This window comes from Bordetella sp. H567 (assembly GCF_001704295.1).
Taxonomy (GTDB): Bacteria; Pseudomonadota; Gammaproteobacteria; order Burkholderiales; family Burkholderiaceae_B; genus Bordetella_C.
The window spans coordinates 3,289,072-3,312,601 of the sequence record NZ_CP012334.1 but is presented as its reverse complement, the minus strand read 5'-3'; the positions used below and the strand labels follow the sequence as shown (position 1 = coordinate 3,312,601).

Genomic DNA, 23,530 nt, shown 5'->3' with positions numbered 1-23,530 from the left:
AGGTAGTTACGCCATGAGGATCTTTCTTTCCTGCATGCGTGCGCTGGCCGGACACTGGCGGCGACATCCGCTGCAATGTGCCAGCATCCTGTGCGGCTTGTGGCTGGCGACGGCGTTGTGGAGCGGCGTGCAGGCGCTGAATGCGCAGGCGCGCGAGGATTATGCGCGCGCCAGCGCGGTGCTCGCCGGACCGGCGCAGGCACAATGGCTGCCGCGGCAGGGCGGGCTGTTGGACCAGGACGTGTACGTGCGGCTGCGCCTGGCGGGGCACGCGGTCTCGCCGGTGCTGGAAGGGCGGCTGCGCTTTCCGGGCGAGCCGCCGCTGTCGCTGCGCGTGTTGGGCATCGAACCGCTAGGCCTGCCCGCGGGGACGGTGGTGGCGGGGCAGGCCACTTCGTCCTTCGACCTCGCGGCGTTCATCGGCCTGCCGGGGCAAGCCTGGGTGGGGCCGGATACCTTGCAGCGCCTGCGCATGCGGGAGGGCGATGTGCCGGTGACCGTCGATGGCGAGCGCCTGCCTCCGCTGCGTGTGCAGGCGGGCCTGGCCCCGGGCGTCATCGTCATGGATATCGGTCATGCGCAGGCGCTGCTGCACGCGCAGGGCAAGATCTCGCGGCTGCTGCTCGGGGCGGATGAGACGCAGGAGCCGCCGGCGCCTTGGACCGATGTCCTGGTCGCGGCGCGCGCCGGCGAGCGCGACGACCTGGACCGCTTGACCGCCAGTTTTCACCTGAATCTGGCCGCCCTGGGGATGCTCGCCTTCATCGTGGGACTGTTCATCGTGCATGCCTCCATCGGCCTTGCGCTCGAACAGCGGCGCGCCTTGCTGCGTACCTTGCGCGCCCTGGGCATCAGCGTACGCGCGCTGGTGGCCGCGCTGGCGGTGGAACTCGGCGTATTCGCCTTGGCCGGCGGGCTGGCGGGTGTCGCCAGCGGTTATCTGTTGGCCGGGCTGCTATTGGGCGATCTGGCGGCCAGCCTGCGCGGGCTGTACGGGGCGGAAGTGGCCGGACGCCTGAGCTTGCCGGCGTGGTGGTGGCTGGCCGGCATCGGCATGACGCTGCTGGGCGTGCTGGCCGCCGGTGTGGGCAGCCTGGTCCGCGCCGCGCGCCTGCCGCTGCTGGCGGTAGCCCGGCCACAGGCCTGGCGTGGGGCGCAGGTTGTGTCGCAGCGGCGCCAGGCCATCGGTGCAGGCCTGCTCGTATTGCTGGCGGCCGCATGTGCCTGGGGCGACAGCCTGGCCAGCGCATTCGCGATGCAGGCAGCCATCCTGCTGGCCGCGGCCCTGTTGCTGCCGTCGTTGCTGGATGGCATGTTGTCCTGGGCGGCCCGCCGGGCGCACGGGCCGCTGGCGGCATGGTTCGTCGCCGACAGCCGCCAGCAGTTGCCGGCCCTGAGCCTGGCCTTGATGGCGCTGCTGCTGGCCCTGGGGGCGAGCGTGGGCGTGGGCAGCATGACCGACGGTTTCCGCAAGACATTCGTGACATGGCTGGACCAGCGCTTGTCGGCGGACATCTACCTGAATCCGCGTGACGGCGCGCAGGGGGTGGATGCCGCGGACTGGCTGCGCGGGCGGCCCGGCGTGCGGGCGGTGCTGCCGCAGTGGCGCGCCGCGACCCGCGTGCAGGGCTGGCCGGTCGAGCTGCAAGGCGTCGTCGATCATCCTGAAACGCGGCGGCAATGGCCTTTGTTGCGGCAAGCCGCGGACGCGTGGCGGGAATTGGGGGAGGGGCGTGGCGTGATGATCAGCGAGCAGCTGGCGCGGCGGCTTCACCTGCGCGTGGGCGACCGCATCACGCTGTTTCCGGGCGCGGCCGGCGCGCCGCCGGCTTTCAGCGTGACGGCCGTCTATGCCGACTACGGCAACCCGCGAGGCCACGTGCTGCTGGATGCCGGCGTGCTGCGCCGCTACGACCCGCAGGCCGCGGTGCGCAGCCTGAACGTCTATGCCGAGCCCGACCGGCTTGCATCGCTGCGCGCGGCGCTGGAGTCACGTTACGGCCGCGACGGCATGCAGGTGGTGGACCAGGCGTCCATCAAGCTATGGTCCACGCAGGTGTTCGAGCGGACCTTTGCCGCGACCGCGGCCTTGAACACCCTGACGCTGGGCGTGGCCGGCATCGCCTTGTTCATCAGCCTGCTTACCCTGAGCCAGAGCCGGCTGGGCCAGCTGGCGCCACTGTGGGCGCTGGGTGTGCCGCGCGCGCGGCTGGCATGGCTGGCGCTGGGCCAGGTGCTGACCTTGTCGCTGATGACGGTGCTGTGCGCCATGCCGCTGGGGATATTGCTGGCATGGACGCTGGTGGCCGTGGTGAATGTGCAGGCGTTCGGCTGGCGCTTGCCCTTGTATGTGTTTCCCGCACAGCTGCTGGCGCTGGCCGGGCTGGGGCTGCTGACCAGCGCGCTGGCGGCGGCTTGGCCGGTGTGGCAGCTGCGCCGCCGGCAGCCGGCGGAATTGCTGAGGCGGTTCGCCGATGAGAACTAGAGCGTGGTTGCGCGCGAGCGCGGCGACAATGCCGCCCCGGCGGCATGGCGCCCGCCTCATCATCGGCCTGAAGGCATGTCTGGCCACTTGCCTGGCGCTACTGCTGGGCGCCTGCGATGACGGCAATGCGCCGGCGTCCCGCAGCGGCTACGCCGGGTTGGGGCAGGAGGCATCGGCCTATGCGCCCGTGGAACGCGGCCGCCTACTGCGCTTTCCCGGGGACCACGGTCCCCACGACGGCTATCGCATCGAATGGTGGTACGTCACGGCCGATCTGAAGGACGAAGAGGGGCACGACTGGGGCGTGCAATGGACGCTGTTCCGCTCGGCCCTGCGTCCCGGCCCGGACCAGGCCGGATGGGAAAGCGCCAACGTATGGATGGCGCACGCCGCCCTGACCGATGCCAACGCCCATCAGTTCGTGGAAAAGATGGCGCGTGGCGGTATCGGCCAGGCGGGCGTACAGGCACAGCCCTTTCGCGCGTGGATCGACGATTGGACGCTGGAAGGACCGGATATCGACCATGTGACGATGCGGGCACAAAGCAAGGATTTCGGCTATCGCCTGACGCTGGTGGCCGACGGGCCGCTGGTGCTGCACGGCGATGCGGGCTATAGCGAGAAGTCCGGACAGGGACAGGCCTCGTATTACTACAGCCAGCCGTTCTATCGGGTCAGCGGCGAGGTCGAACGAGGCGGCAAGCGGCATCGCGTGCAGGGCAGGGCCTGGCTGGACCGCGAGTGGAGCAGTCAGCCGCTGTCGGCGAACCAGCAAGGCTGGGATTGGTTTTCGCTGCACCTGGCCGGCGGCCCCAGGCTGATGCTGTTCCAGGTGCGGCAGACCGACGGCGCGCCGTATCGGGCCGGCACCTGGATCGCCGCCGACGGCCGCGCGGTGGCGCTGCGGCCGGGACAGATCCAGCTGGATCCGCTGGACTGGACACGCCAGGACGACGGTCGCCGGCTGCCGACGCGCTGGCGGGTACGGGTAGCCGGGGTGCCGGGCGGCGACGTGGACGTGACCGCGGATGCCTTGCAGCCGCACGCGTGGATGGGCACCCGCTTTGCATATTGGGAAGGGCCGGTGCGATTGTCCCTGGGCGGCGTCGGTTATCTGGAAATGACCGGCTATTGAGCCCGGCACGCCGCATCAGCGGATCGGTGCAAGCGGGCAGCGACTGGAAGCGAAGGCGGCGGGATTGCGCGACCGCTATTTGTCATGTGCCCACGCTAAAGTAAGGCGACCCGTCACACGGCCTGCCCCGCGTCCGCCTGGCGCTATATGGCCGTCTCCGGGAGACCGAGGATGCCGCACGCCATGTCCGCCCACTGTGTACCCTCCTGTCGCTGCGCGACTGCCTCCCCGGGGGAGGGCGCGCACCCTTCGGGCGGCCGTGCGGGTGCGCCGGCCACCCCCGCCCCGGTCGAACCGCTGCGTTTGGCGCCCATCATGGATTTTCCGCTGCGCGATTGGTCCGCGCCCGGCGTGCCCGCGCTGGCCGGCGAGGCCAGCGATGCGCTGGAGCATGGCCGTGTGCTGCACTTCCCGCTGCTGGGATTTCACTTGCTGGAGGAAGAGACCGCATTGCTGGACCCGGCGCTGACGCATCCCAAGCGCAAGAACATCAGCCTGTCGGCCGGCGGTGTCTCGGGTTCAGTGGCGACGGGCGCCCAGTTGGCGCTGTTGCATGGGCTGCTGCGGCGCTATCGCGACCAGGCGTCGACACTGTTGGACGCGCTCTTTCCGCGCTACCGGGATGCGCGGCACACGCCGGCGACCAGCCTGCGCCTGCATGCCATCGGCTCCTGGCAGCCCTCCTGGCGCAAGGACGACCGCCGTCTGCTCGTCGATGCCTTTCCCTCGCGTCCCATCCACGGCGAACGCATCCTGCGCGTGTTCACCAACATCCATCCGGATCCGAAGCAGGTGCGCGCCTGGCGCGTGGGCGAGCCTTTCGAGGAGGTCGCGCGCCGCTACCTGCCCCGCTTGGACCGGCCCTGGCGTCCCATGATGGCGGCGCTGATGCATCGCGTGGGCATCACCAAGCGCAGGCGCACGGAATACGACCACCTGATGCTGCAGCTGCACGACCAGATGAAACGCGACGAGGCTTATCAACGCGGGGGCGTCTGGCTGGATGTCGGGTTCCGGCCGGGCAGCAGCTGGATCTGCTTCTCCGACCAGGTGCCGCACGCGGCCATGAGCGGGCAGTTCATGCTGGAGCAGACCTGGATGGTGCCCCTGTCCGCGATGGCCTTGCCTGAGCTGGCGCCGGTGCGGGTGCTGGAGCGCTTGACCGGCCGCCGCTTGCTCGCGGCCTAGGTGCCGCCAGGCCATGCAAGCGCGGGCGGCCACGAGCCGCTCTCACATCGCCGCGATGCCGGCGGTCCGCGCTTTGTCATTCCGGCTTGATTCCCGCTTCCTGCACGACGCGTTTCCAGCGCGCGGCTTCTTCGGTGACCAGCTTCGCGTAGCCGGCGCTGTCGCGGTAGGCGTTTTCGGCGCCCTGGCCCTTCAGGCGTTCGACCAGGGCGGGGTCCTGCATGGCCTTTCGAGCCGCAGCCGCCAGGGTCTGGATCACCGGGGGCGGCGTGCCGGCCGGTGCATGCAGGCCCACCCAACCGAACACCGTGGCCTTGGGGTAACCCAGTTCGCTTACCGTGGGCACATCCGGCAGCAGCGCAATACGCTGTGGGCTGGTGACCGCCAGCGCGCGCAGCTTGCCGGCCTGCACCTGCGGCAGCGCAGCGGGCAGCGAAGGCGTGGCGACCTGCGCTTCGCCGCTGACCGCGGCCATCAGGGCCGGGCCCGCGCCCTTGTACGGAATGTGCGTCCACTTCAGGCCCGTTTCCAGCCGCAATGCTTCGCCGGCCAGCTGCAGTGGCGAGCCGATGCCGCCCGAGCTGAAGTTGATCTTGCCGGGCTCTTTTTCGGTCAGGGCGATCAGGTCCTTCAGCGAATTCGCCTTCAGCGCGGGGGTGACCACCAGCAGATGCGGCACGGTGACGAATAGCGTAACGGCCCGCAGGTCCTTGACGGGATCGAAAGGCATGCTGGGGTAAAGGCTGGGCGCGGTCGCGACGCTGGCGTCGCTGACCAGCAGGGTATACCCGTCCGGCGTGGCGCGCGCGACGTAGGCCATCGCGGTCTGGCCGCCCGCGCCCGCCTTGTTTTCCACCACGATGGACTGGCCCAGGATCGGCCCCATGGCCTGCGCGAGATTGCGCGCGATCACATCGGTGGTCCCGCCGGGCGGGTAGGGGACGACCCAGGTAATGGCGTGGTCGGGATAGCCGGCTGCGTGGCCAGCTTGCATGCCTGCCAGCAAGGCCAGTGCGGCGAACCAGCGCAGGCGGCGCGGCCGCTTGGCCGGCGAGGCTTGGCCAGGCGTGTGCGTGGCGTGTGATTTTGCCGATGGAAAAGCGTTCAGCAACGGATGGACCGGCGCTTGGCGCGCGGATAAGAAAGTGCGGGCGTGCATCATGCTTGTCTCCTTATTGCCGTGTGGCGTATGAGCCCGACATGGCGTGTTGTTGTCGTGTACCGGCCCGCCATTCCGTTATGACACGGTTATCGCGATGTGGCGGATCAATCCTTCCGATATGGCGCCATGTCAGCGGCCGGGCTCGGATACCTCGTAAAGCAAGGCATAAAGGCCGTAGGCGTCTTCCGTCCAGCCGCCTTGCGCGAGCGCCTCGGTCGTGAACAGGTCTGCCCGCAAGGTGCGAAGATCATCCGCGCGCGTGGCTTCAATAAGCACGACGTGCTCGACCTTGGCGTCGCCCACACCGGTGACGCGCACGGCATCCATCCGTTCGCGCACGTGCGGCGCGGCTTCCAGGCTGTGGGCGCCGACGATGGCATGCTGCGTCATGGCGGCGCGCAGGCGTTCCTCCAGCCAGGCGTGCGCCGCGGCCGTATTCTTGCCGTCGTGCTGGCGCAGCCGCAGGCTGGCGGCCACCGCGCCCAGGCCGCGGCCGTGCGTGTCCCGGACGCGAAAGGTGTTGCGCGCCACATTGGAAAAGCCGGCGCGGATGCGCTTGGACTGCTCGCTGATCTTGCCCACCAGCCGCAGGTAACCCGGGCTGGCCAGCGCATCCGGCGTGTCCGCCTCGAACAGCGTCAGGTAACGCGGCGCGCCTTCCATTGCCTGGTAGCGGCGTGCACGGCGGTAGCCGCCGATGTCGATGCGCTCGGGCATGTGTTCCTCGATGTACCAGGCATCGGTTTCCCGATCCAGCGCCGGGTCGACGTCTATCCACAGCGCCAGCGCGCCGGTTCCCATCATTGCTGCCATTGCGATTCCTTTTGATTCAATCGACCTTGATGCCCGCCTTCTTGATCACGGCGGACCAGCGCGCGTAATCGTCGCGGATGATGCCGGCGAAGGCCTGCGGCGGGGTGTACATGGGTTCGGCGCCGACGGCCGCGAGCTTTTGCTGGATGCCAGGATCCTCGACGGCCCGCTTCAAGGCTTGCGCCAGTTTGTCCACGATGGCGGGCGGCGTGCCGGCCGGCGCGATAATGCCGTTCCAGGTCGTCACGACCACGCCGGGCAGGCCCGATTCCTTCACCGTGGGCACGTCCGGCAGCGCGGACGAGCGCTTCTCTCCCGTGACGGCCAGCGCGTGCAGCTTGCCTGCCTTGATCAAGGTGATCGCCGACGGCAGCGTGGCGAACATCGCGTCGACGTGCCCGCCGGTCAGGTCCACCAGTGCCGGGCCGCCGCCTTTGTAGGGAATGTGCGTGACCTGCACGCCGGCCTCGTTCTGATAGAGCTCGGCCGTCAGGTGATTGGTGCTGCCCTGGCCGGAGGAGGCGAATGTCAGGCTTTTGGGTTTCGACTTGGCCTGCGCGGTCAGGTCCGCCAGCCTGGCCGCCTTGACGCTGGGGCCGACGACCAGCACGTTGGGAAACTGGGCAACGATGGAGATTGGCGCGAAGTCCTGCGTGGGGTCGTAGGGCAGCGTGCCGTACAACGTCGGGCTCATCGCGATTTCATTGGTGGTGCCGAGCAGCAGCGTATAGCCGTCCGGCGCGGAATGGGCGACGTAGGATGCGCCGATGGTGCCGGTGGCGCCGCCGCGGTTTTCCACGATGACGGGCTGTCCCAGCGTGGTGGATAGTTGTTCCGCGATGGGGCGGGCGATGATGTCGGCCACGCCCCCTGGCGGAAAGGGGACGATCAGGTGGATGGGTTTGTCCGGATAGGTCTGCGCGGCCGCGGCCAGCGGAAAGAGCAGCGTCGCCAGCCACGCGGCGCGCTTGAGGAAGTGTCCGCTCATTCTGATCTCCTGGTCGGCGATATCGCCGGGTTCATGTCGTTTTCGGTTGACCGCGCCGGTCGCGGGTCGGCGATTCAATGCGCCGCCATCGGCAAGCCACGCTCGAACGCCACGGTCGGCAAGCCAGGCATCGATGCGTGGCGCTCGGCAGCTGCTGCTTCAAGGCCTTGCCCGCGACATGCGACGCTCAATCCGGCGCCAGCAAGGGCGTGAATTCCCGCAGATCCTGGTATTCGTCCAGCCGCAGCACCGCATCGCGCAGCGCGCGGGCGCGCTGATGTCCCAGCACCGGCTCGGCATAGGCCAGGAACTTGCCGGCAAGTTCTTCGTCGCTCAGGGCCAGTCGCGGATGGCCGGGCGGATAGGGGCACATGCGTTGCAGGGTCGTGCCGTCGCGTAGATGCAGTTCGATGCCGCCGCCGGCGGCCTGCGGCCAGCGGGTGTCCAGTTCCGGATCCGCTTGCAGGACCACCTTCTCCAGCAACTGGCGCAGGGCTGGATCCTTCAGCACGTCGGCTTGGAACTGCGCATCGCCGCAGGCGCCGTCGCGCAGCGCGACCGCCGCGCAGAAATAGAAGCTGTGCTGGGCGCTTTCGATGCCGGCCGGATAGCGGCGGTCGGGATGGGCGGATGGCGTGCGCAGGGCGAAACCGGGCAGGCGCACCACGATGCGCTCGATGGCCTCGGCCGCGGGCAATCCCCGCTGATGCAGATCGATGGCCGCGCGCACCGGGGCAGACGCGGTGGCCACGACCGGATAAGGCTTGATGCTGGTTTCCAGCAGGCGATACCGGCCGTCGAACGGGGCGGTCAAGGCCGCCGCGTCGAACGCATCGGCGCTCTGGCCGGCGACCGTTTCCACCCAGCCGTTCGGTCCTTCCAGCAGCGTCAATGGCCCGGTCATGCCGTGGCCGGCCAGCAGCGCGGCTTCGACGCCGGCCTTGGCGACCCAGGCTTCCGCCGTGGCCTTGATCATGGAGATGGCGCCGCTCTGCAACTGCGCCAGCGTGTTCTGGTGGCTGCCCGCGATGGCCATGGCGTGCGCGGTACGCGCCGCATCCAGGCCGGCCAGCCGCGCGGCGACCGCCGCGCTGGAAAATTGCGCATTGGTGCCGTGATGCCAGCCGCGCCGCCACAACGAGGGATCGCCGGCATGGTCGGCCAGCCGCAGGTGGACTTCATACGCGGCCGCCAGCGCCGCGATCAGGGCCTTGCCGTCGCGGCCTTCACGCTCCGCCATGGCCAGGGCCGGCGCCAGGTTGCCGCTGGGATGCGCGGGGTCGCGGCCGAAGTAATAGTCGTTGCTGTCCAGGTAGCGCAGCAAGCCGCCATTGACCAGCGTCGCCAGCGCGACCGAGGTCTTGCGCCCGCTGCCGATGAGCGTGGCCTGCGGCGCGCCGCCGAGGTCATCGGCGACGCGGTGCAGCGCCGCCGCGACGTCGCTGCCCAGGGCGCCGAAGGCGCAACCCAGCGTGTCCAGGATCAGGCGCTTGGCATAGTGGATGACCTCGGGCGGCAGGGCCTCATACCGCACGTCATGGACGAAGGCCGCGAGGCCTTGCAATACGGTCGGCGCGGTCCCCGCTGCGCTTGTCACGGTGCCCGCGGCGGCCGCCGCGGGCGCGGTGGGCACGGCGGCCCCGGTCGGATGGGAAGGCGTGGCCATGGCGTCAGAACGCGAAGCGGCTGGAGCCGCCGTCCACCGGGATGACGGTGCCGGTGACATAGCTGGCCAGCGGCGACGCCAGGAACAGCGCGACGGCGGCGATTTCCTCCGGCTCGCCGAAGCGACCCACGGGAATTTCGGCCTGGGCATATTCGCGCTCGCTTTCCGGCGTGGGATAGCGCTTGGAGATCTGTTCGCTGCGGATGCGGCCGGGCTGCAGGCAGTTGATTGTGATGCCGTAGGGGGCGACCTCGCGCGACAGTCCCTTGGACCAGACATGCACAGCGGCCTTGGCGGTGAAGGCGGCGTTCAGCATGCGCGGTTCGGAGGTGCCCGTGAAGGTCACGATGCGGCCCCAGCCGTGCTCGCGCATGCCCGGCACGATGGCGTGCGTCAGTTCGCGGATGCGGAAGAAATTCAGCAGCATGCCTTCATGCCACTGGTCCCGGGTGGCGTCGAAGGGAACGGGCCGGCTGGCGCCGGCCGCGTTCATCAGGATGTCCACCCGGCCCAGCAGGCGCTGCGCTTCGGCGGCAACGCGTTCCGGCGCGTCTTCGTCGTAGAAGTCCGCTTGCAGCGGAATGATCTTGCCGCCCTTGCCTTGCCTGGCGACCTGTTCGGCGATTTCCGCCGCGCTTTTTTCCACCAGTTCGACGCGGCGCGCCACCGCGACCACGTTGGCGCCGGAAAGCGCCAGCAAGCGGGCCGTCGTGCGGCCTATGCCTTGGCTGGCGCCGGTGACGAGCGCGGTGCGTCCTTCGAAATTCAGTTCCATCGTGTCTCTCTGCCTGGAAGTGGGCCGGCCGGCAGGCCGGCGAGTAGAGGGGTGTGGCGAGTACGGCCGCCCCCTGGTATTCTGTGGTTGTCTCAATGACTGAGACAGATGTCCAATGAATGATAATTCTGGGCGGGCCATGCCGTCTTGTCAACGCCGGGTTTGCACGGGCGGGGCTTTTACAATCCCGCCGGATCAACACAGCCAACACGTGGAGCGTGATGAAACAGACCAGGACCGAGGCCCCCGTGGCCGCGACGGTGCGGCGCCGCCAGGGCACCGCCCCGCGCGAGGACGCGCGGGCACAGCGCATGGATGAGCAGGCGGCGGGGTCGTCGGGCGAGCCGGCCGGCGGAGAAGGCAAGGAAACCAGCACGATCAAGCGCATCCTGCTGCTGCTGCAATGCCTGGTCGACCATCCGGGTGAATCCGCCCAGGCGCTGGCGCAGCGCCTGAACCTGCCGCGCAGCACCGTGCATCGCCTGCTGGCCACGCTGCGCGACAACGACTACGCGGGCCATGAGCCCGGCGGCGCCTTCGGTCCGGGCCTGGAGATCTACCGGATGGCGGCCAAGCTGGGCGGCCACATGCCATACCGCCGGCTGGCCGAGCCTTACCTGGCGGCCCTGTCCGAACGGTTTCACGAGACCTCGCTGCTGACGCTGCTGGAGCGGCGCCAGCTGAAGATGTTCCACGCGGCCAGCGGATCGCCCGACGATCCCATGCGCTACAACATCGGCCTGAACGTGCTGGAACCGCTGGTCTGGGGCGCCACGGCGCGGGTGATACTGGCGTACCTGAGTCCGGCCGAAATCGACGCTGCCATTGCGTCGAGCGGGCCGTCGCCGGTGCAGGGGTGGACGCCGGACTCCGCCGAGATCACCGCCGTGCTGGCACGCATACGCGAGGACGGCCACGCGGTCACGTATTCGCACCGCACGCCCAACACGGTGGGCGTGGGCGCCCCCTTCTTCGATGCGGAAGGGCAGGTGGTCGGTAGCCTGGGCTTTCTGGTGCCTACCTTTCGCTGGGAGCGTGCCGACGCGGCGCCGATGATCGCCGCCTTGCGCGAGGCCGCGGGCGCCTTGTCGGCCCAGTTGGGCTATCGCGCGGCGCCACCGCGGTGACGGCGGGCGCAAGGATTATGCTGAATCCGGAGCAGCTGTTGTCGCCCGGCGGTGCTTTTTCACATGCGCCGGCCAGGACATAATCCGCACCTCGATCCTGAAGCAGAGGTAATCATGAAAGCCATCGTCTACGACCAGGCCGGCCTGGAGCCGGAAGATCCCCGCGCCTTGTACGACGCCGACGTTGCCGTGCCCTCGCCGGGGCCGCGCGACCTGCTGGTGCGCATCCACGCCATCGCGGTCAACCCGGTCGACACCAAGGTGCGGCGCGGCGTCGCGCCCGAAGGGCCGCGCATCCTGGGCTGGGACGCGGCGGGCGTGGTCACCGCGGTGGGGGACGATGTATCGCTGTTCAAGCCGGGCGACGAGGTCTACTACGCCGGTTCCCTGGTGCGCCCCGGATGCAACGCGGAGTACGCCCTGGTCGACGAGCGCATCGCCGGCCACAAGCCCGCCACGCTGGACTTCGCCAACGCCGCGGCCTTGCCGCTGACCTCGCTCACCGCGTGGGAATTGCTGTTCGACCGCCTGGGCGTGCCCGAAGGCGGCGGGGAAGGCCAGAGCTTGCTGATCATCGGCGGCGCCGGCGGCGTGGGTTCCATCCTGACGCAGCTCGCCTCCCGCCTGACGCGGCTCACGGTGATCGCCACGGCGTCGCGCCCCGAGACCCAGGACTGGGTGCGGCAGTTGGGGGCGCATCACGTGATCGACCATAATCGCGGCTTGATGGAAGAGCTCAAGCGCGTGGGCATCCCGTCGGTCACCCATGTGGCCAGCCTGACCCATACGGATCTGCACTATCCCCAGCTGGTGGAAGCCCTGGCTCCGCAGGGCAGGCTGGCGGTCATCGACGACCCGGCCACCCTGGACGCGGTGCCCTTGAAGCGCAAGGCCCTGTCGCTGCACTGGGAGCTGATGTTCACGCGTTCGCTGTACCAGACTCCCGACATGATCCGCCAGCATGAATACCTGGAGCGCGTGGCGCGCCTGGTTGACCAGGGCATGCTGCGGTCGACACTGGGCGAGCACTACGGACGCATCGACGCGGCCAACCTGCGCCGTGCCCATGCATTGCAGGAAAGCGGCAAGGCCCGCGGCAAGATCGTACTGGAGGGCTTTGGCGCGTGATCGGCGAACAAGCCTAGAATGAGGCTCATGGGCGGCCCGGCCGCCATGGCCGGAGCAGCCTATGAGTTTTTCCAGCGATATCGAATACGTTCCCGTGGAAGGCGAGGTGCGGCAGTTATTCATCCTGCTGCACGGCGCCGGCGGCACGCCGGCGGATATGCGCGAGCTGGCGGCGTCGGTGCGACGCACCTTCCCGCAATCGGCCATCGTCGTGCCGGCGGGCTTCGAGGCCTTCGATGGCGCGGCAGACGGGCGGCAATGGTTTTCCCTGCGCGGCATCGATGAGGACAACCGTCCCGCCCGGGTAGCGCGCGCCTTGCCCGCCTTGGTCGACTACGTGCGGTCCACGCAGCTGCGCTTTCATTTGCTGCAAAGCGACACCGCGCTGGCCGGGTTTTCACAGGGCGCCATCATGGCGTTGGAAGCCACCGCCGCGCATGACGGCCTGGCGGGGCGGGTGCTGGCGTTTTCAGGCCGCTATGCCTCGATGCCCCACAGCCCGCCGCAATACACCACCATCCATCTGCTGCATGGCGCCGATGACAGCGTCATCCCGGCCGAGCATGCGCGCCAGGCGCAAGCGCGGCTGGATGCGCTGCACGGCGATTCCACCATCGACATCGCCACGCGGGTGGGCCATGAGCTGCACCCCGCCTTGATCGAACGCGCCATGGTGCGTCTGCAGACCTGCGTGCCGCTGCGCAGCTGGGAAGCCGCACTGGGCCTGAACCAGGCGCCGCCGCCGGGAACCGTGCTGCACTGAAGCAGGCGCCGTCGCGCGAGCGGCAGGTTTTCTGCCGCACGCGCGATGCCGCGACCGCCGCGACAGGGGCACGGTGCGCGGCCGCCAGCTGTCGCGCATGCGGCTCAGGGCGTCGAGGCCTTTTGCTCATCGCCCTGCGTCTGCCACCCGCCGCCCAGCGCCAGGAACAGGGTGATCTGGTCGTTGGCCAGCTCCGCCTGCGACGCGGCCAGGGCGCTTTCGTTGCTGGCCAATGTGCGTTCCGCGTCCAGCACGGTCAGGTAATCCGTCTTTCCATACTGGTAAAGCATGCTTGCCTGCTTCGCGGCCTGCGCGCTCTCGTCGCGCGCGGCGCGCAGGGAAGCGTCGCGGTCCAGTTCGCGCGCATAGACCTCCAGCGCGCTTTCGGTTTCGCGCAGCGCGTTCAGCACGGTGGCATCGAAGCGCGCGTAGGCGGCGCGCGTATTCGCTTCTGCTTCGGCGATGCGTGCCTGCACGGCACCCGTGTTGGGTATCGTCCAGGAGATCAGCGGCCCCACGCTCCAGCTGAAGGTGCTGGCATTACCAAAGTATTGGGCGGGGCCGGCCGAGGCCGCCGACAGGCCCAGCGTGATCTTCGGATAGAGGTCCGCGGTGGCCACGCCGATGAGGGCGTTGTTCGCCGCCAGGCTGCGTTCGGCCTGGCGGATATCGGCTCGGCGGCGCAGCAGGGCGGCGCCGTCGCCGACCGGGATGGGCTGGCGCAACGCCGGCACGGTGGAACAATGGGCCAGTTCGGGCGGGAACTGCGCGGGTGTGTCGCCGGTCAGCGTGGCAAGCTGGAACAGGGCCGTGCGCCGCTGCGCCTGCAGCGGCGGCAGGTTGGCGCGCAGTTGTTCCAGCTGGCTGCGGGCACGGGTGACATCCAGCGCCGTGCCGCGGCCCAGGCGCTGCAGCCGCTCCGTGGCTTGCAGCGATTCATTCTGCACGTCGACCGAATGCTGCGCCGAGGCCAGCTGCATCCCGGCCGCGCAGGCCGTTGTGTAGGCGCGCGTGGTCTGCGCCGCGACGGCGGCGCGCGTCGCATCGTAGGCGGCTTGCGCCGCGTCGCGGTCGGCGCCGGCGGCCTCGATGGTGCGGCGGATCTGGCCGACCAGGTCAACCTGGTAGGAAATCCCCGCGCTTCCGCTGTAGGACCACGAGTTCGGTGGACGGTAATTCGGTGCGAGCTCCTGGATGCCGGATACATGGCCGTAGGTGGGCGATGCGTTCAGGGTGGCGCTGGGCCGGGTCTGCGCCTGCGCTTCGCGCACGATGGCGTCCGCGTGTTCCAGGTTGGCCGCCGCCACGCGCAAATCCGTGTTCGCCTGCAGTGCCTTGGCGACCAGGGCGTTCAGCGCCGGGTCGTCGTACAGCCGCCACCAGTCGCCGGGCACGGCCTGCGCGAGGAATACCGCGCTGCCCTGCGCACCGGCGAAGGGCGCCGATGCCGCGGGGCGGTTGACCACGGCCTGCTCGGGCACGTGGTAGTCAGGGCCGACTGTGGTGCAGGCCGCCAGCGTAGCCGCCGCGGCGGCGGCAAGCGCAAACCGTATTCCGTTCATGATGCCGCCCTCATTCCGCAGTCTTTCCGGCATCCTCGGGCTCGCCGGATCCCAGGACCGATACCGTGGCCGTTTGCCCGGCCACGAGACGCACGCCGTCCGGCACGTCGTCGATATGCACGCGCACCGGAATGCGCTGCGCCAGCCGGACCCAGTTGAAATTGGGATTCACGTTCGGCAGCATGTTGTCGGCGCTGGTGCGGTCGCGATCGGCAATGCCCAGTGCAATGCTTTCCACGCGGCCGCGCAGGGCGCGCGGGTCGCCCATCAGCGCAATCGTGACGCCGTCGCCTTCATGGATGCGCGGCAGCTTGGTTTCCTCGAAATAGCCTTCCACGTAGAAGCTGCCGGAATCCACCAGCGCCATCACGGGACGCCCCGCGGCGGCATAGGCGCCCACGCGCAAGTCGAGGTTGGTGACGCGGCCGTTCGTGGCCGCCACCACGCGGCTGCGCTGCAGGTTCAGGCTGGCGACCTCCAGGGCCACTTTCGCCTGGGCCAGCGCGGCCTCGGCCTGTTCGACGTGCGTCTGGCTCTGTTCGCGGATCTCCGCGGACACCAGCTGGCCCAGTTCGCGATTGCGGCGCGCATCGCGCGTGGCCTGTTGCAGCGCCACGGTTTCCGATGCGACGGCGGCCTTGGCCTGGTCGTAGGCCAGCTGGAAGCGCGCGCGGTCGATTTCGAACAGTACATCGCCGGCTTTCACGTCCTGGTTGTCGTGCACGGGAACGGCCGTGACCAGGCCGGAGACGTCCGGGGCCACCTGGACGACATAGGCCTTGACGCGGCCGTCCCGGGTCCAGGGCTCCAGCTCGTAGTGCGCCCACAGGTGCCGGCCGGCAATGACGGCGGCGATGACCAGCAGGGCGGTGAGGGCGAACCGGGCCCATGCGGCGGGACCGGGCAGGTGAGGGACCTTCATGGGATTCTCGAAAAAATGTGCGGTGAAATCCAGACCACGCCGTACAGCAGCACGACATACAGCGCCAGATCGAAGAGGGCGGGGTGCCATACCAGGCGATAGACGCCGGTCAGGGCCAGCAGCCGGCGCACGAACCACGACACGCCCAGCGTGAGGATGGCCAGGACCAGCAGCCAGGGCATATAGATGCCGTAGAGACTGACTTCGCCGATCATGATGCGTCTCCGGGTGCGGGTTGCGGCGTGGCGGCGGGCCTTGCCGAGGCCAGCGCCGGCATATAGTCGGATGCCTGGGGAAACAGTCCACGCCGCAGCCCGACCAGCGCGACGATGGCGCGCTCGCGCGCGGGGCCGGCGGGCGTGGCGTTCACGCGCGACAGGGCGTGGTCCAGACGCGGCAGGAACACATCGGGCATCGCATCGCGTCCGCGGATGCGGCCACGGAACCACTCGCCCAGGCAGGAGAGGACCGGCCGGATTGCCGCGTCGGCGACAGGCAGGCCGCGGCGCGCGCGTTGCAGTTCGGCGATTTCGTTGCCCACGCGCAGATCGAGCAGCGTGTCTTCGGTCACCGGCGTATCGTTCTGGGCGGGCACGGCCAGCCGGGTATAGACCAGCCCGATGCGGTCCAGCATGCGCACGGTGTGGCTGTTGCCCACCGGCGGCCGGTCCGCCGTGGCCATGTCCGCCAGTTCGCGCCAGTTGGCGGCCTGGATGCGCCGGCTGCTGTACTCGGTGCTGATCCTGCGCAGCAGCGCGGCGACCACGGCGGCGCTGCCCACGCCGACGATCTGCGCGATCATCGTGTCCAGGAAGGACACCAGGTCCGCCGTATTCGTGTCGTGCAGCGCCAGCGTGCCCGAAAACCCGAAGAACACCGCCATCGCCTTGCCCATGCTGGCCGGGCGTGCGATGTAGATGCCGCAGAGGAAGCACACGGGAAACATGGCCATCGCCACCATCTCGAAGGAGTGCAGCGCGGGCAGGACACCCAATAGATAGAGGGCGGATAGGGGAATGGAGACGACGGTGTAGACGAGGAATTGCTTGATCCCGGGCACTGGATCGTCCTGTGTCGCGAAAAAGCAGCTGAAGATCGCCGCCTGCATCGCCGCCGTGGCGCCGCGGGTCCAGGCGGTCCCGATCCAGAAGGCACACACGGCACTGATCGCCACCGCCGCAGAGACGGACGACAGCAAGGCGATGCCGTGATCGTGGTGCAGGGCACGATTGGATGTCGCCGCCTGACGTGGCGTGCGCACGGGCGCGCCGGACAGGCCGGCCTCGATATCGCACCGCAGTGCGAAACCGCGTTCGCAATGGCCGATCAGCTCGCGCAGGCGCGCCGACAGGCTGACCAGCAGCAGATCGTACCAACCGGCGTCCGCCTGGACCGGCGGCGCCAGCTTCGCGGCGCGTGCGCGCAGCGCGGCGGCCTGGGCGCGGTCGGCGCGCGGGCCGGCCTGCACCCAGGCCGAGATGTCCTCCAGCAGCGCCGGCAATTCCGCCGGCAGCGGACGGCCGGACGCTCGCAGGGCGCGCAGGCGATCTTCCATGGACGATATGGTGGGCGTCAGCGCGGCCATCCGATCCTGCATGGCGGCCACCGAACGGGCCGTCCAGCGGATGTTGCCGGTGTCATACGGTACGTGGGTAGCCAGCAGGCGCAGCTGCGTTATGTCGTTGGCCAGCGCGCGGCGATCCCGCGCGCTTTGCGAGACGGTGTCGCCGCGCAATGCGTTCTCTATCCAGGCGCGCGCATCACGCAGCGCCTCATCCAGTTTGCCGATGACCGCGCCGCCGACGCCGCGCGGCAGAATGAGGCTGTGTGCGAGCATGGCACACAGGATGCCCGCGCTGATTTCCTCCACCCGCGCCAGGCCGGTGTCGAATATGGTTTCCGGTGCGGTCACGCTAGGCAGCCCGATCATCGCCGCGGTGTATCCCGCCAGCATGAACAGATAGGAACGCGGCGTACGGTCCAGCACGGCGAGATACAGGCAGACGCCCACCCACAGCGACAGCGCCAGCACCATGAGCACTGGGTAGTTGGCCAGCCGGGGCACCAGGTAGACCACGGCCGCGCAGCCGAAGAACGTGCCGCCCAGGCGGAATAAGGCCTTGGAACGCACGGCGCCGGCCCAGGGCTGGGACACGATATACGCGGTGGTCACCGCCCAGAACGGACGAGGCAGGTCGATCAGCATGGACAGGTAGAGTGCCGCCATCGCGCCGATGTAGGCCTTGATGGAGAACAGCGCTTCTTCGGCGGTCGGGAGCTTCATTGCCGCCGCTCCTGCTTGCCCGTGCTCATTGGAATGGGCTCGATGTTGGCCAGCGAAGCCTTGACGCGTTCGAATACCCGGATGCAGGCGTCCGCGTCGGCCGCGTCCACACCGCGGAAGACCTGGCGACGCAAGCTCACCAGCATTTCCTCCACGCGTTCGCGCAGTGCATGGCCGGCTTGCGTGAGGTGCAGCGTCTTGGCGCGGCGGTCCAGCGGATCCTCGCGGCGTTCGATCAGCCCGGCGGCTTGCAACTGGTCGACGACCCGGACCAGCGATGGGCCTTCCACGCCCATGGCATCGGCCAGCACGCCCTGGCGCACGCCGTCGCCCAGCCGGCCCACCCAGATCACGGGCCAGGCAGTGGCCTGCGACAGGCCGTAGTCGGCCAGGGCCTTGTCGGCCGCGGCGCGATACGCGCGATGCATGACCAGCATATGACTGGTAAGCACCGCCAGACGGGCATCGGTGGGCTTTTTCATGGGAAAAATTATAAGCTAATTATTAGGATCCTATCTATTTCTCCTCAGTGAAAAACAGTTTTCCACTCATGGTGTTTTTCTGGTCTGGAATGTATGGCTGGGGGCCCCATATGCAGGCGGCGGGGAGGTCGCGTGCGGGGCGAGGGCCGGCTGTAGCGGCCATGCGCTGCGCCGGCGGCGGCCGGCGGCCGGCCGCATGGCCAGGGCCTGTCAACAGCCCCTAAGCCGCCACCAGCAACGCGACCGGGAAATCGGCCAGCGCCTCGGCCAGCGGCAGGATGCTGTCCGCGCCGACGCGGCGTTCGCGCCCGCTGAGCGCGTCGCGCAGCGCGGCGCCCGCGTAGCGGTGGGGTAGCACGACGGCCGTCGTGTCCCAGAAGTCGCCGTCGATGCGCGGCAAGGCGGTGGGCGTGGCGGATGGGTCGTCGCCCGCCTCCGTGCGCAGCGCCTGGCCGCACAGGCGCGGGGCCAGCACGAATACACACCGGTCCTCCAGGCAGCGGACGAAGGCCAGGATATGCGCCCCGCGCGGTCCCAGGATGGGCAGGGGCACGTATCCGCCCTGTTCGAAAACGTCGGCATGGTCGCGCCGCGCCCGCAACGCGCCGCGCACGATGGCCTGCTTCAGGTGGCCGTCGCGCCAGTTTGCCAGCAGCGCTTCCGGGTCGGCCGCGTCGGGGGCGTCCAGCGCCGCCATCCGTGCGGCATAGTCGACCGGCGTGCGGTTGTCGGGATCCACCAGGCTGAAATCCCAGAATTCCGTGCCCTGGTAAAGGTCCGGCACGCCGGGCACGGTCATGCGCAGCAGGGTCTGCGACAGTCCGTTGACAATGCCCGCCGGCGCGATGCGGTTGGCGAATGCCGCGATGTCGCGGGCCGGCGCATCCGCTTCGGGGGCCGGCTCCAGCAGTTTGCGCAAGACGTCTTCGCAGGCCGCTTCGTACGTGGCGTCCGGCACCACCCAGCTGGTGCGCAGCTTGGCCTCGCGCAGGGACTTCTGCTGCCAGGCGGAGACGCGGTCGCCGAAAGCCTGCAGCCCGGCCTCGTCATCCGGCCGCAGCGCGAGCGGCCAGGCACCCACCAGGGTCTGCAGCAGCATGTAGACATCCGCGGGATGCGGCGACAGCGTACCGGCGCCGCTGTAGGTGGCGGGCACATGCCGGTTCATCCAATCCATGACGGTATCGGACCATAGCGCGGACACTTCGCTCAACGCCGCCAGGCGCGCGCGCGTGTCCTCGCCCCGCTTGTGATCGTGCGTGGCAGTCGCCACCATCGCATGCGGGAAATGCCGCCCGCGCGCCGCGCAGCGGCGATGGAAGACGTCCGGCGCCATGCAAAACAGCCCGGGATCGGCGCCCACTTCATTGCGCGACAGCAGCCGCCCGTAGCGATAGAACGCCGTGTCTTCCAACGATTTGGCCGTCAGCGGCGGCGTCAGCTGCTGGAAGCGGCGGATGGCCTCGCGCCGCGCCGCGCATTCGGCGGCCGGAAAGTTCTCCGGCGGTTCGCCGCCCAGCCAGCCGGACATCAGTTCCAGCAGCGGGCCGTCGTCGCCGTCGCGGTCCAGCCGGATGCGTGCGTGCGCCTGCGTGGCGGCGTGCTCGAAGCGCACGCGGTCCATGTGATGCCAGCCGTGCTCGTCCGCATAGATACGGTATACGGGGAACACCGACAGCAGGTCCCACAGCACGCGCAGGATGGCCGACTCGCCCCAGTCCCGGGTGCGCGTGTCCAGTCGCGCCACGCGGTGCAGCGCGCGCGCCGCGGCCAGCCGTTCCGCCGGGAAGTGGCGCAGCAGCATCAGGTCGCGCGCCTCGTTCGCCACCGCGGAAAACGGCCGCGGATCGCGCGATATGCTTTCCCAGAGGTCCGTCAGCGTCTGTTCGCCGGTGGGATCGTGCAGCACCGCGCCGGCCTGGCTCATGAAGTCGTAGCCCGTGGTGCCGTCGACCTTCCACCGGTCATCCAGCGTTTCGTCGTCGGCCAGGATCTTCTCGATGACGAGGTACGGGTCCGGCGTGCGCAGGGGCTCGGGGCGCCGCGCACGGCGTTCGGCCAGCGCCGCGCGCAGGCGGTTGCAATAGCCGATGGGATCGCTCAAGCCGTCCACGTGGTCCACGCGCACCCCGTCGATCAGTCCTTCCTCGTAGAAGCGCAGCGTCATCGCATGCACGGCATCGAATACTTCCGGCCGGTCCACGCGCACGCCGATCAGGTCGCTGATCTCGAAAAAGCGCCGCCAGTTGATTTCCTCGGGTGCCGCGCGCCACCAGGCCAGCCGGTAATGCTGGCGTTCCAGCAGGCCATGCAGCCGTTCGCGCCCGGCCTCGGTGGCGGGGTCGTAGTCCGCCAGGCCGCCGGCATCGCGCGGGCCATGCGTGCGCAGGCTTTCGGCATCGAGCGGGTAGGGCGTGCCATGGACCTCCAGGAAGAAGCGGTCGGATTGCGCGTCGTGGCGCAGCAGGATATCGCCGGCGGCCAGCGCCTCCCCGTAGGGCTTGCCCAGGAACGGCGCCAGCACCTTGCCATGCAGGTCCTGGTCCACGCTATCCCACGCGATATCGAACCACTCGGCATGCGGACTGGCGGGGCCCTGGGCCAGCACGCTGTGCCACCACGGATTGTCGGTGCTGGTCGCCATGTGGTTGGGCACGATGTCCACGATCAGCCCCAGGCCGGCGGCGCGCGCCACCGCGGCAAGCGCGCGCAGCGCATCCTCTCCGCCCAATTCCGGATTGACTTGGCCATGGTCCACGACGTCGTAGCCATGCTGCGAACCGGGTCGGGCGCGGGTGATGGGCGACAAGTACAGGTGGCTGACGCCCAAGCGGGCGAAGTAGGGTACCTGGCTGCATGCGTCGGCCAGCGTGAAGCCGCTGTGCAGTTGCAGCCGGACGGTGGCGAGCGGGGGGCTCATGGGGTGCTCCGGGTATCGGCGACCGCGTCGGCGCGGCGGCGCACGGCTTCGCCGTCGAACAACCGGGCCGCGTCCGCGCCCAGTCGACGGCGCCAATTGGGGTGCTGGTCTATGGTGCCCGGCAGGTTGGGCTGTTCGTTCAGGCCCAGCAGGTCCTCCGTGGGCACCAGCATCAACGGCGCGGGCGTGTGCGAGACGAAGCGCAGGACGTCCTCGATGGGCGCCTCCTGCGGCGGCTCGTGCGGCGCATCATGAGCCACGCAACCGGCCTGGCGCATCGCATGCCACAGCGCGCCCCGATCGCGGGCCCGCTGCTGGTGCATGCCGTCCTCGTTTTCGTCCTCGCCCAACAAGTGCAGGCGCGCGCGCCAGCCGATGTCGGTACCGGTCCACCAGCCCGCCACGGTCGGCAGGTCGTGCGTCGTGGTTAGCGCGATGGACGACGGCGACCAGGAGGAAGGCGGCTGGAAGGGGGTGGGATCGCTCCAGCCTTCGCGCTGGAACCAAAGGACGTTCATGCCCAGCATGCCGGCGCGCTCGATGCGATCGTTGAAACCCTCCGGCACGGTGCCCAGGTTCTCGCCGACGACGATGGCGCGGTGGCGCCAGGCTTCCAGGGCGACCAGCCGCAGCATGTCGTCCAGCGGGTAGCGCAGGTAGGCGCCTTCCTTGGCCGAGGCGTCGCGCGGCACCAGCCACATGCGCGCCAGGCCCAGGACATGGTCCACGCGCACGCCGCCGGTATAAGCCAGCGACGCGTGCAGCATTTCGCGAAAGGCGGCGTAGCCGCTGCGCCGCAAGGACCGGGGCGAAAACGCGGTCAGGCCCCAGCTCTGGCCCAGCGGGTTGTAGAGATCCGGGGGCGCGCCGGGCGACACGTCAGCCAGGATATCGGCCTGCCGGCTCCAGGCATGGCTGCCGCCCGGATCGGTACCCACCGCCAGGTCGCTGATCAGGCCGATCGCCATGCCGGCCTCGCGCGCGGCGCGCTGCGCCTGCTCCAGGCCACGTGCGGCCAGCCACTGCAGGAAAACGTGGTACGCGACGTCCTTGTCGTGCGCATGGGCCCAGGCCCTGACGCCCGGTCCCGAGGGATCGCGCAGATCGGTGGGCCAGTCGCGCCAGTCCGTGGCGTCGCCCAGCGGCGGCAGATGGCGCGCGTGCAGCGCTTCGAAGCGTGCATGGCTTTCCAGCGGTTCGCCGCCCGCCATGCGGAAGGCATCGAAATCGGCGTGCAGCGCCGGGCTGCCGTCGACCCGGAATTCATCGTAGAGCCTGCGCATCAGCTTCATGCGCAGGCGCGCCACGGCGGGCCAGTCGATCAGGGGGAGGTCGTCCAGGCGCATGATTTCATCGCCCAGGCCCAGGGCGTTCAGCGCCGCGCCGACGGCGGCTTCGCCCAACAACTGGCAGGGATCGGCGTACAGGCTGTTCAGGAACAGGCGGCTGGACGGGGCATAAGGGCTGTAGCGGCCGGGATCGGCGGCGAACATGGCGTGCACGGGGCTGATGGCGATGGCCTGTGCGCCGCGCGCCGCGGCCGCGCCTGCCAGCTGCGCCAGCGCGGTGAAGTCGCCCAGCCCCGCGGCGCGCGCCGGCCTGGCGTCGTGCGCGCGGCGCAGGCTGTACAGCTGCACGGCCACCCCCCAGGTGCGCGGCGTCGCGTTTTCCATGATTTCGCCCACACTGGGGCAATGCCGCGGCGCGACCGCCAGGCTCCATTCGCGTCCATCACCGCGCAGACGGTAATAGCCGGGGGTATCCACGGCCGGCAGGTGGGCGATGCTGTCGTCCATGCCGTGCGCCGTGACGTCGCGCGCTTGTCCCGCTTCGTCGATCAGTTCGAAACGCATGTCGCGCACGCCGTGCAGGGTGATGGGCGCGCCCACGTCCGCGACCAGGAAACCGTCGTGCTCGTCGCCCTCATGCGCCAGCTGTTCAATGCTGTCGCGGATCTGCGCGACGCTGCCGGCGGGCAGTTCCAGCGCCTTCAGCAGCGCGCGCACGGCGTCGTCGCCTACCCGCTGCGGCCGGCCGCGCGCGTCGGTCCAGTGCACGGCGATGCCTGCGCGTTCCGCCAGCATCGCCAGGGCCTGACGTTCGTCTTCCGGAATAGCGTGGCTGTTCACT

At 69.3% G+C, this 23,530-nt stretch carries 18 protein-coding genes; 6 read left to right on the top strand and 12 right to left on the bottom strand.

Translation table 11 applies throughout. The annotated features are described in order from the left end of the window. Window positions 1–13 precede the first annotated feature (13 nt). The 3 genes from AKI39_RS14825 (at window position 14) to AKI39_RS14815 (ending at window position 4,808) form a co-directional block, all read left to right on the top strand. Complete coding sequence (locus AKI39_RS14825) at window positions 14–2,485, top strand: ABC transporter permease (protein ID WP_066637467.1); 2,472 nt, start codon at window positions 14–16, stop codon at window positions 2,483–2,485. Further along, window positions 2,475–3,620 carry a lipocalin-like domain-containing protein gene (locus AKI39_RS14820; protein WP_201258507.1) on the top strand — a complete coding sequence of 382 codons (1,146 nt, stop codon included), beginning with the start codon at window positions 2,475–2,477 and terminating at the stop codon, window positions 3,618–3,620. Before AKI39_RS14825 ends, AKI39_RS14820 begins: the two co-directional genes overlap by 11 nt. Window positions 3,621–3,917: 297 nt before the next feature. Further along, window positions 3,918–4,808, top strand: coding sequence for a Kdo hydroxylase family protein (locus tag AKI39_RS14815; protein WP_443103629.1), 891 nt, complete (start codon window positions 3,918–3,920; stop codon window positions 4,806–4,808). Between the two features lie 76 nt (window positions 4,809–4,884). Here AKI39_RS14815 and AKI39_RS14810 read toward each other — a convergent pair whose 3' ends face one another. The 5 genes from AKI39_RS14810 to AKI39_RS14790 form a co-directional block, all read right to left on the bottom strand. Continuing rightward, a complete protein-coding gene (locus AKI39_RS14810) occupies window positions 4,885–5,970 on the bottom strand; it encodes a Bug family tripartite tricarboxylate transporter substrate binding protein (protein ID WP_083228864.1) in 1,086 nt (361 codons plus the stop codon). A gap of 129 nt (window positions 5,971–6,099) precedes the next feature. Beyond that, entirely contained in the window at window positions 6,100–6,783 is a 684-nt protein-coding gene (locus AKI39_RS14805) for a DUF4286 family protein (protein WP_145925286.1), read from the bottom strand. Window positions 6,784–6,799: 16 nt separating this feature from the next. Next, window positions 6,800–7,771, bottom strand: a complete 972-nt coding sequence (locus tag AKI39_RS14800) for a Bug family tripartite tricarboxylate transporter substrate binding protein (RefSeq protein ID WP_066637463.1) — start codon at window positions 7,769–7,771, stop codon at window positions 6,800–6,802. Between the two features lie 187 nt (window positions 7,772–7,958). Continuing rightward, the gene (locus AKI39_RS14795) at window positions 7,959–9,437 is read right to left on the bottom strand and encodes an MmgE/PrpD family protein (protein ID WP_066637461.1); all 1,479 of its coding nucleotides are present in this window, start codon (window positions 9,435–9,437) and stop codon (window positions 7,959–7,961) included. 4 nt (window positions 9,438–9,441) lie between these two features. Next, on the bottom strand, window positions 9,442–10,212 hold the full coding sequence (locus AKI39_RS14790) for an SDR family NAD(P)-dependent oxidoreductase (protein ID WP_066637459.1): 771 nt from the start codon (window positions 10,210–10,212) through the stop codon (window positions 9,442–9,444). A gap of 221 nt (window positions 10,213–10,433) precedes the next feature. Here AKI39_RS14790 and AKI39_RS14785 point away from each other — a divergent pair, with 221 nt between their 5' ends. From AKI39_RS14785 to ypfH, 3 genes are all read left to right on the top strand, one after another. Next, window positions 10,434–11,339, top strand: coding sequence for an IclR family transcriptional regulator (locus tag AKI39_RS14785; RefSeq protein WP_066637456.1), 906 nt, complete (start codon window positions 10,434–10,436; stop codon window positions 11,337–11,339). A gap of 114 nt (window positions 11,340–11,453) precedes the next feature. After that, window positions 11,454–12,467 carry a zinc-binding alcohol dehydrogenase family protein gene (locus AKI39_RS14780; RefSeq protein WP_066637453.1) on the top strand — a complete coding sequence of 338 codons (1,014 nt, stop codon included), beginning with the start codon at window positions 11,454–11,456 and terminating at the stop codon, window positions 12,465–12,467. 61 nt (window positions 12,468–12,528) lie between these two features. Beyond that, window positions 12,529–13,230: an esterase gene (gene ypfH, locus AKI39_RS14775; protein WP_066637445.1), complete on the top strand. Its 702-nt coding sequence runs from the start codon at window positions 12,529–12,531 to the stop codon at window positions 13,228–13,230. Between the two features lie 104 nt (window positions 13,231–13,334). Here the strand turns inward: ypfH and AKI39_RS14770 are convergent, their stop codons facing one another. From AKI39_RS14770 to malQ, 7 genes are all read right to left on the bottom strand, one after another. Beyond that, the gene (locus tag AKI39_RS14770) at window positions 13,335–14,792 is read right to left on the bottom strand and encodes an efflux transporter outer membrane subunit (protein ID WP_066643048.1); all 1,458 of its coding nucleotides are present in this window, start codon (window positions 14,790–14,792) and stop codon (window positions 13,335–13,337) included. A gap of 10 nt (window positions 14,793–14,802) precedes the next feature. Next, window positions 14,803–15,714 carry an efflux RND transporter periplasmic adaptor subunit gene (locus AKI39_RS14765; RefSeq protein WP_066637444.1) on the bottom strand — a complete coding sequence of 304 codons (912 nt, stop codon included), beginning with the start codon at window positions 15,712–15,714 and terminating at the stop codon, window positions 14,803–14,805. Further along, complete coding sequence (locus tag AKI39_RS14760) at window positions 15,711–15,929, bottom strand: DUF1656 domain-containing protein (protein ID WP_066637442.1); 219 nt, start codon at window positions 15,927–15,929, stop codon at window positions 15,711–15,713. Before AKI39_RS14760 ends, AKI39_RS14765 begins: the two co-directional genes overlap by 4 nt. Beyond that, entirely contained in the window at window positions 15,926–17,998 is a 2,073-nt protein-coding gene (locus AKI39_RS14755; RefSeq protein WP_066637440.1) for an FUSC family protein, read from the bottom strand. The genes AKI39_RS14760 and AKI39_RS14755 overlap by 4 nt, the downstream gene beginning before the upstream one ends. Further along, window positions 17,995–18,480 (bottom strand): MarR family winged helix-turn-helix transcriptional regulator, encoded by a 486-nt coding sequence (locus tag AKI39_RS14750; RefSeq protein ID WP_066637438.1) that lies wholly within the window; start codon window positions 18,478–18,480, stop codon window positions 17,995–17,997. The genes AKI39_RS14755 and AKI39_RS14750 overlap by 4 nt, the downstream gene beginning before the upstream one ends. A 220-nt stretch (window positions 18,481–18,700) precedes the next feature. Next, on the bottom strand, window positions 18,701–21,400 hold the full coding sequence (gene treY / locus AKI39_RS14745) for a malto-oligosyltrehalose synthase (protein WP_066637436.1): 2,700 nt from the start codon (window positions 21,398–21,400) through the stop codon (window positions 18,701–18,703). Then, a complete protein-coding gene (malQ, locus tag AKI39_RS14740) occupies window positions 21,397–23,529 on the bottom strand; it encodes a 4-alpha-glucanotransferase (protein ID WP_235610656.1) in 2,133 nt (710 codons plus the stop codon). The genes treY and malQ overlap by 4 nt, the downstream gene beginning before the upstream one ends. Window position 23,530 lies beyond the last annotated feature (1 nt).

Coding starts and splice junctions, on each gene's coding strand:
- AKI39_RS14825 (WP_066637467.1), top strand. CDS start 14: ATGAGGATCTTTCTTTCCTGCATGCGTGCGCTGGCCGGACACTGGCGG.
- AKI39_RS14820 (WP_201258507.1), top strand. CDS start 2,475: ATGAGAACTAGAGCGTGGTTGCGCGCGAGCGCGGCGACAATGCCGCCC.
- AKI39_RS14810 (WP_083228864.1), bottom strand. CDS start 5,970: ATGATGCACGCCCGCACTTTCTTATCCGCGCGCCAAGCGCCGGTCCAT.
- AKI39_RS14805 (WP_145925286.1), bottom strand. CDS start 6,783: ATGGCAGCAATGATGGGAACCGGCGCGCTGGCGCTGTGGATAGACGTC.
- AKI39_RS14800 (WP_066637463.1), bottom strand. CDS start 7,771: ATGAGCGGACACTTCCTCAAGCGCGCCGCGTGGCTGGCGACGCTGCTC.
- AKI39_RS14795 (WP_066637461.1), bottom strand. CDS start 9,437: ATGGCCACGCCTTCCCATCCGACCGGGGCCGCCGTGCCCACCGCGCCC.
- AKI39_RS14790 (WP_066637459.1), bottom strand. CDS start 10,212: ATGGAACTGAATTTCGAAGGACGCACCGCGCTCGTCACCGGCGCCAGC.
- AKI39_RS14785 (WP_066637456.1), top strand. CDS start 10,434: ATGAAACAGACCAGGACCGAGGCCCCCGTGGCCGCGACGGTGCGGCGC.
- AKI39_RS14780 (WP_066637453.1), top strand. CDS start 11,454: ATGAAAGCCATCGTCTACGACCAGGCCGGCCTGGAGCCGGAAGATCCC.
- ypfH (WP_066637445.1), top strand. CDS start 12,529: ATGAGTTTTTCCAGCGATATCGAATACGTTCCCGTGGAAGGCGAGGTG.
- AKI39_RS14770 (WP_066643048.1), bottom strand. CDS start 14,792: ATGAACGGAATACGGTTTGCGCTTGCCGCCGCCGCGGCGGCTACGCTG.
- AKI39_RS14765 (WP_066637444.1), bottom strand. CDS start 15,714: ATGAAGGTCCCTCACCTGCCCGGTCCCGCCGCATGGGCCCGGTTCGCC.
- AKI39_RS14760 (WP_066637442.1), bottom strand. CDS start 15,929: ATGATCGGCGAAGTCAGTCTCTACGGCATCTATATGCCCTGGCTGCTG.
- AKI39_RS14755 (WP_066637440.1), bottom strand. CDS start 17,998: ATGAAGCTCCCGACCGCCGAAGAAGCGCTGTTCTCCATCAAGGCCTAC.
- AKI39_RS14750 (WP_066637438.1), bottom strand. CDS start 18,480: ATGAAAAAGCCCACCGATGCCCGTCTGGCGGTGCTTACCAGTCATATG.
- treY (WP_066637436.1), bottom strand. CDS start 21,400: ATGAGCCCCCCGCTCGCCACCGTCCGGCTGCAACTGCACAGCGGCTTC.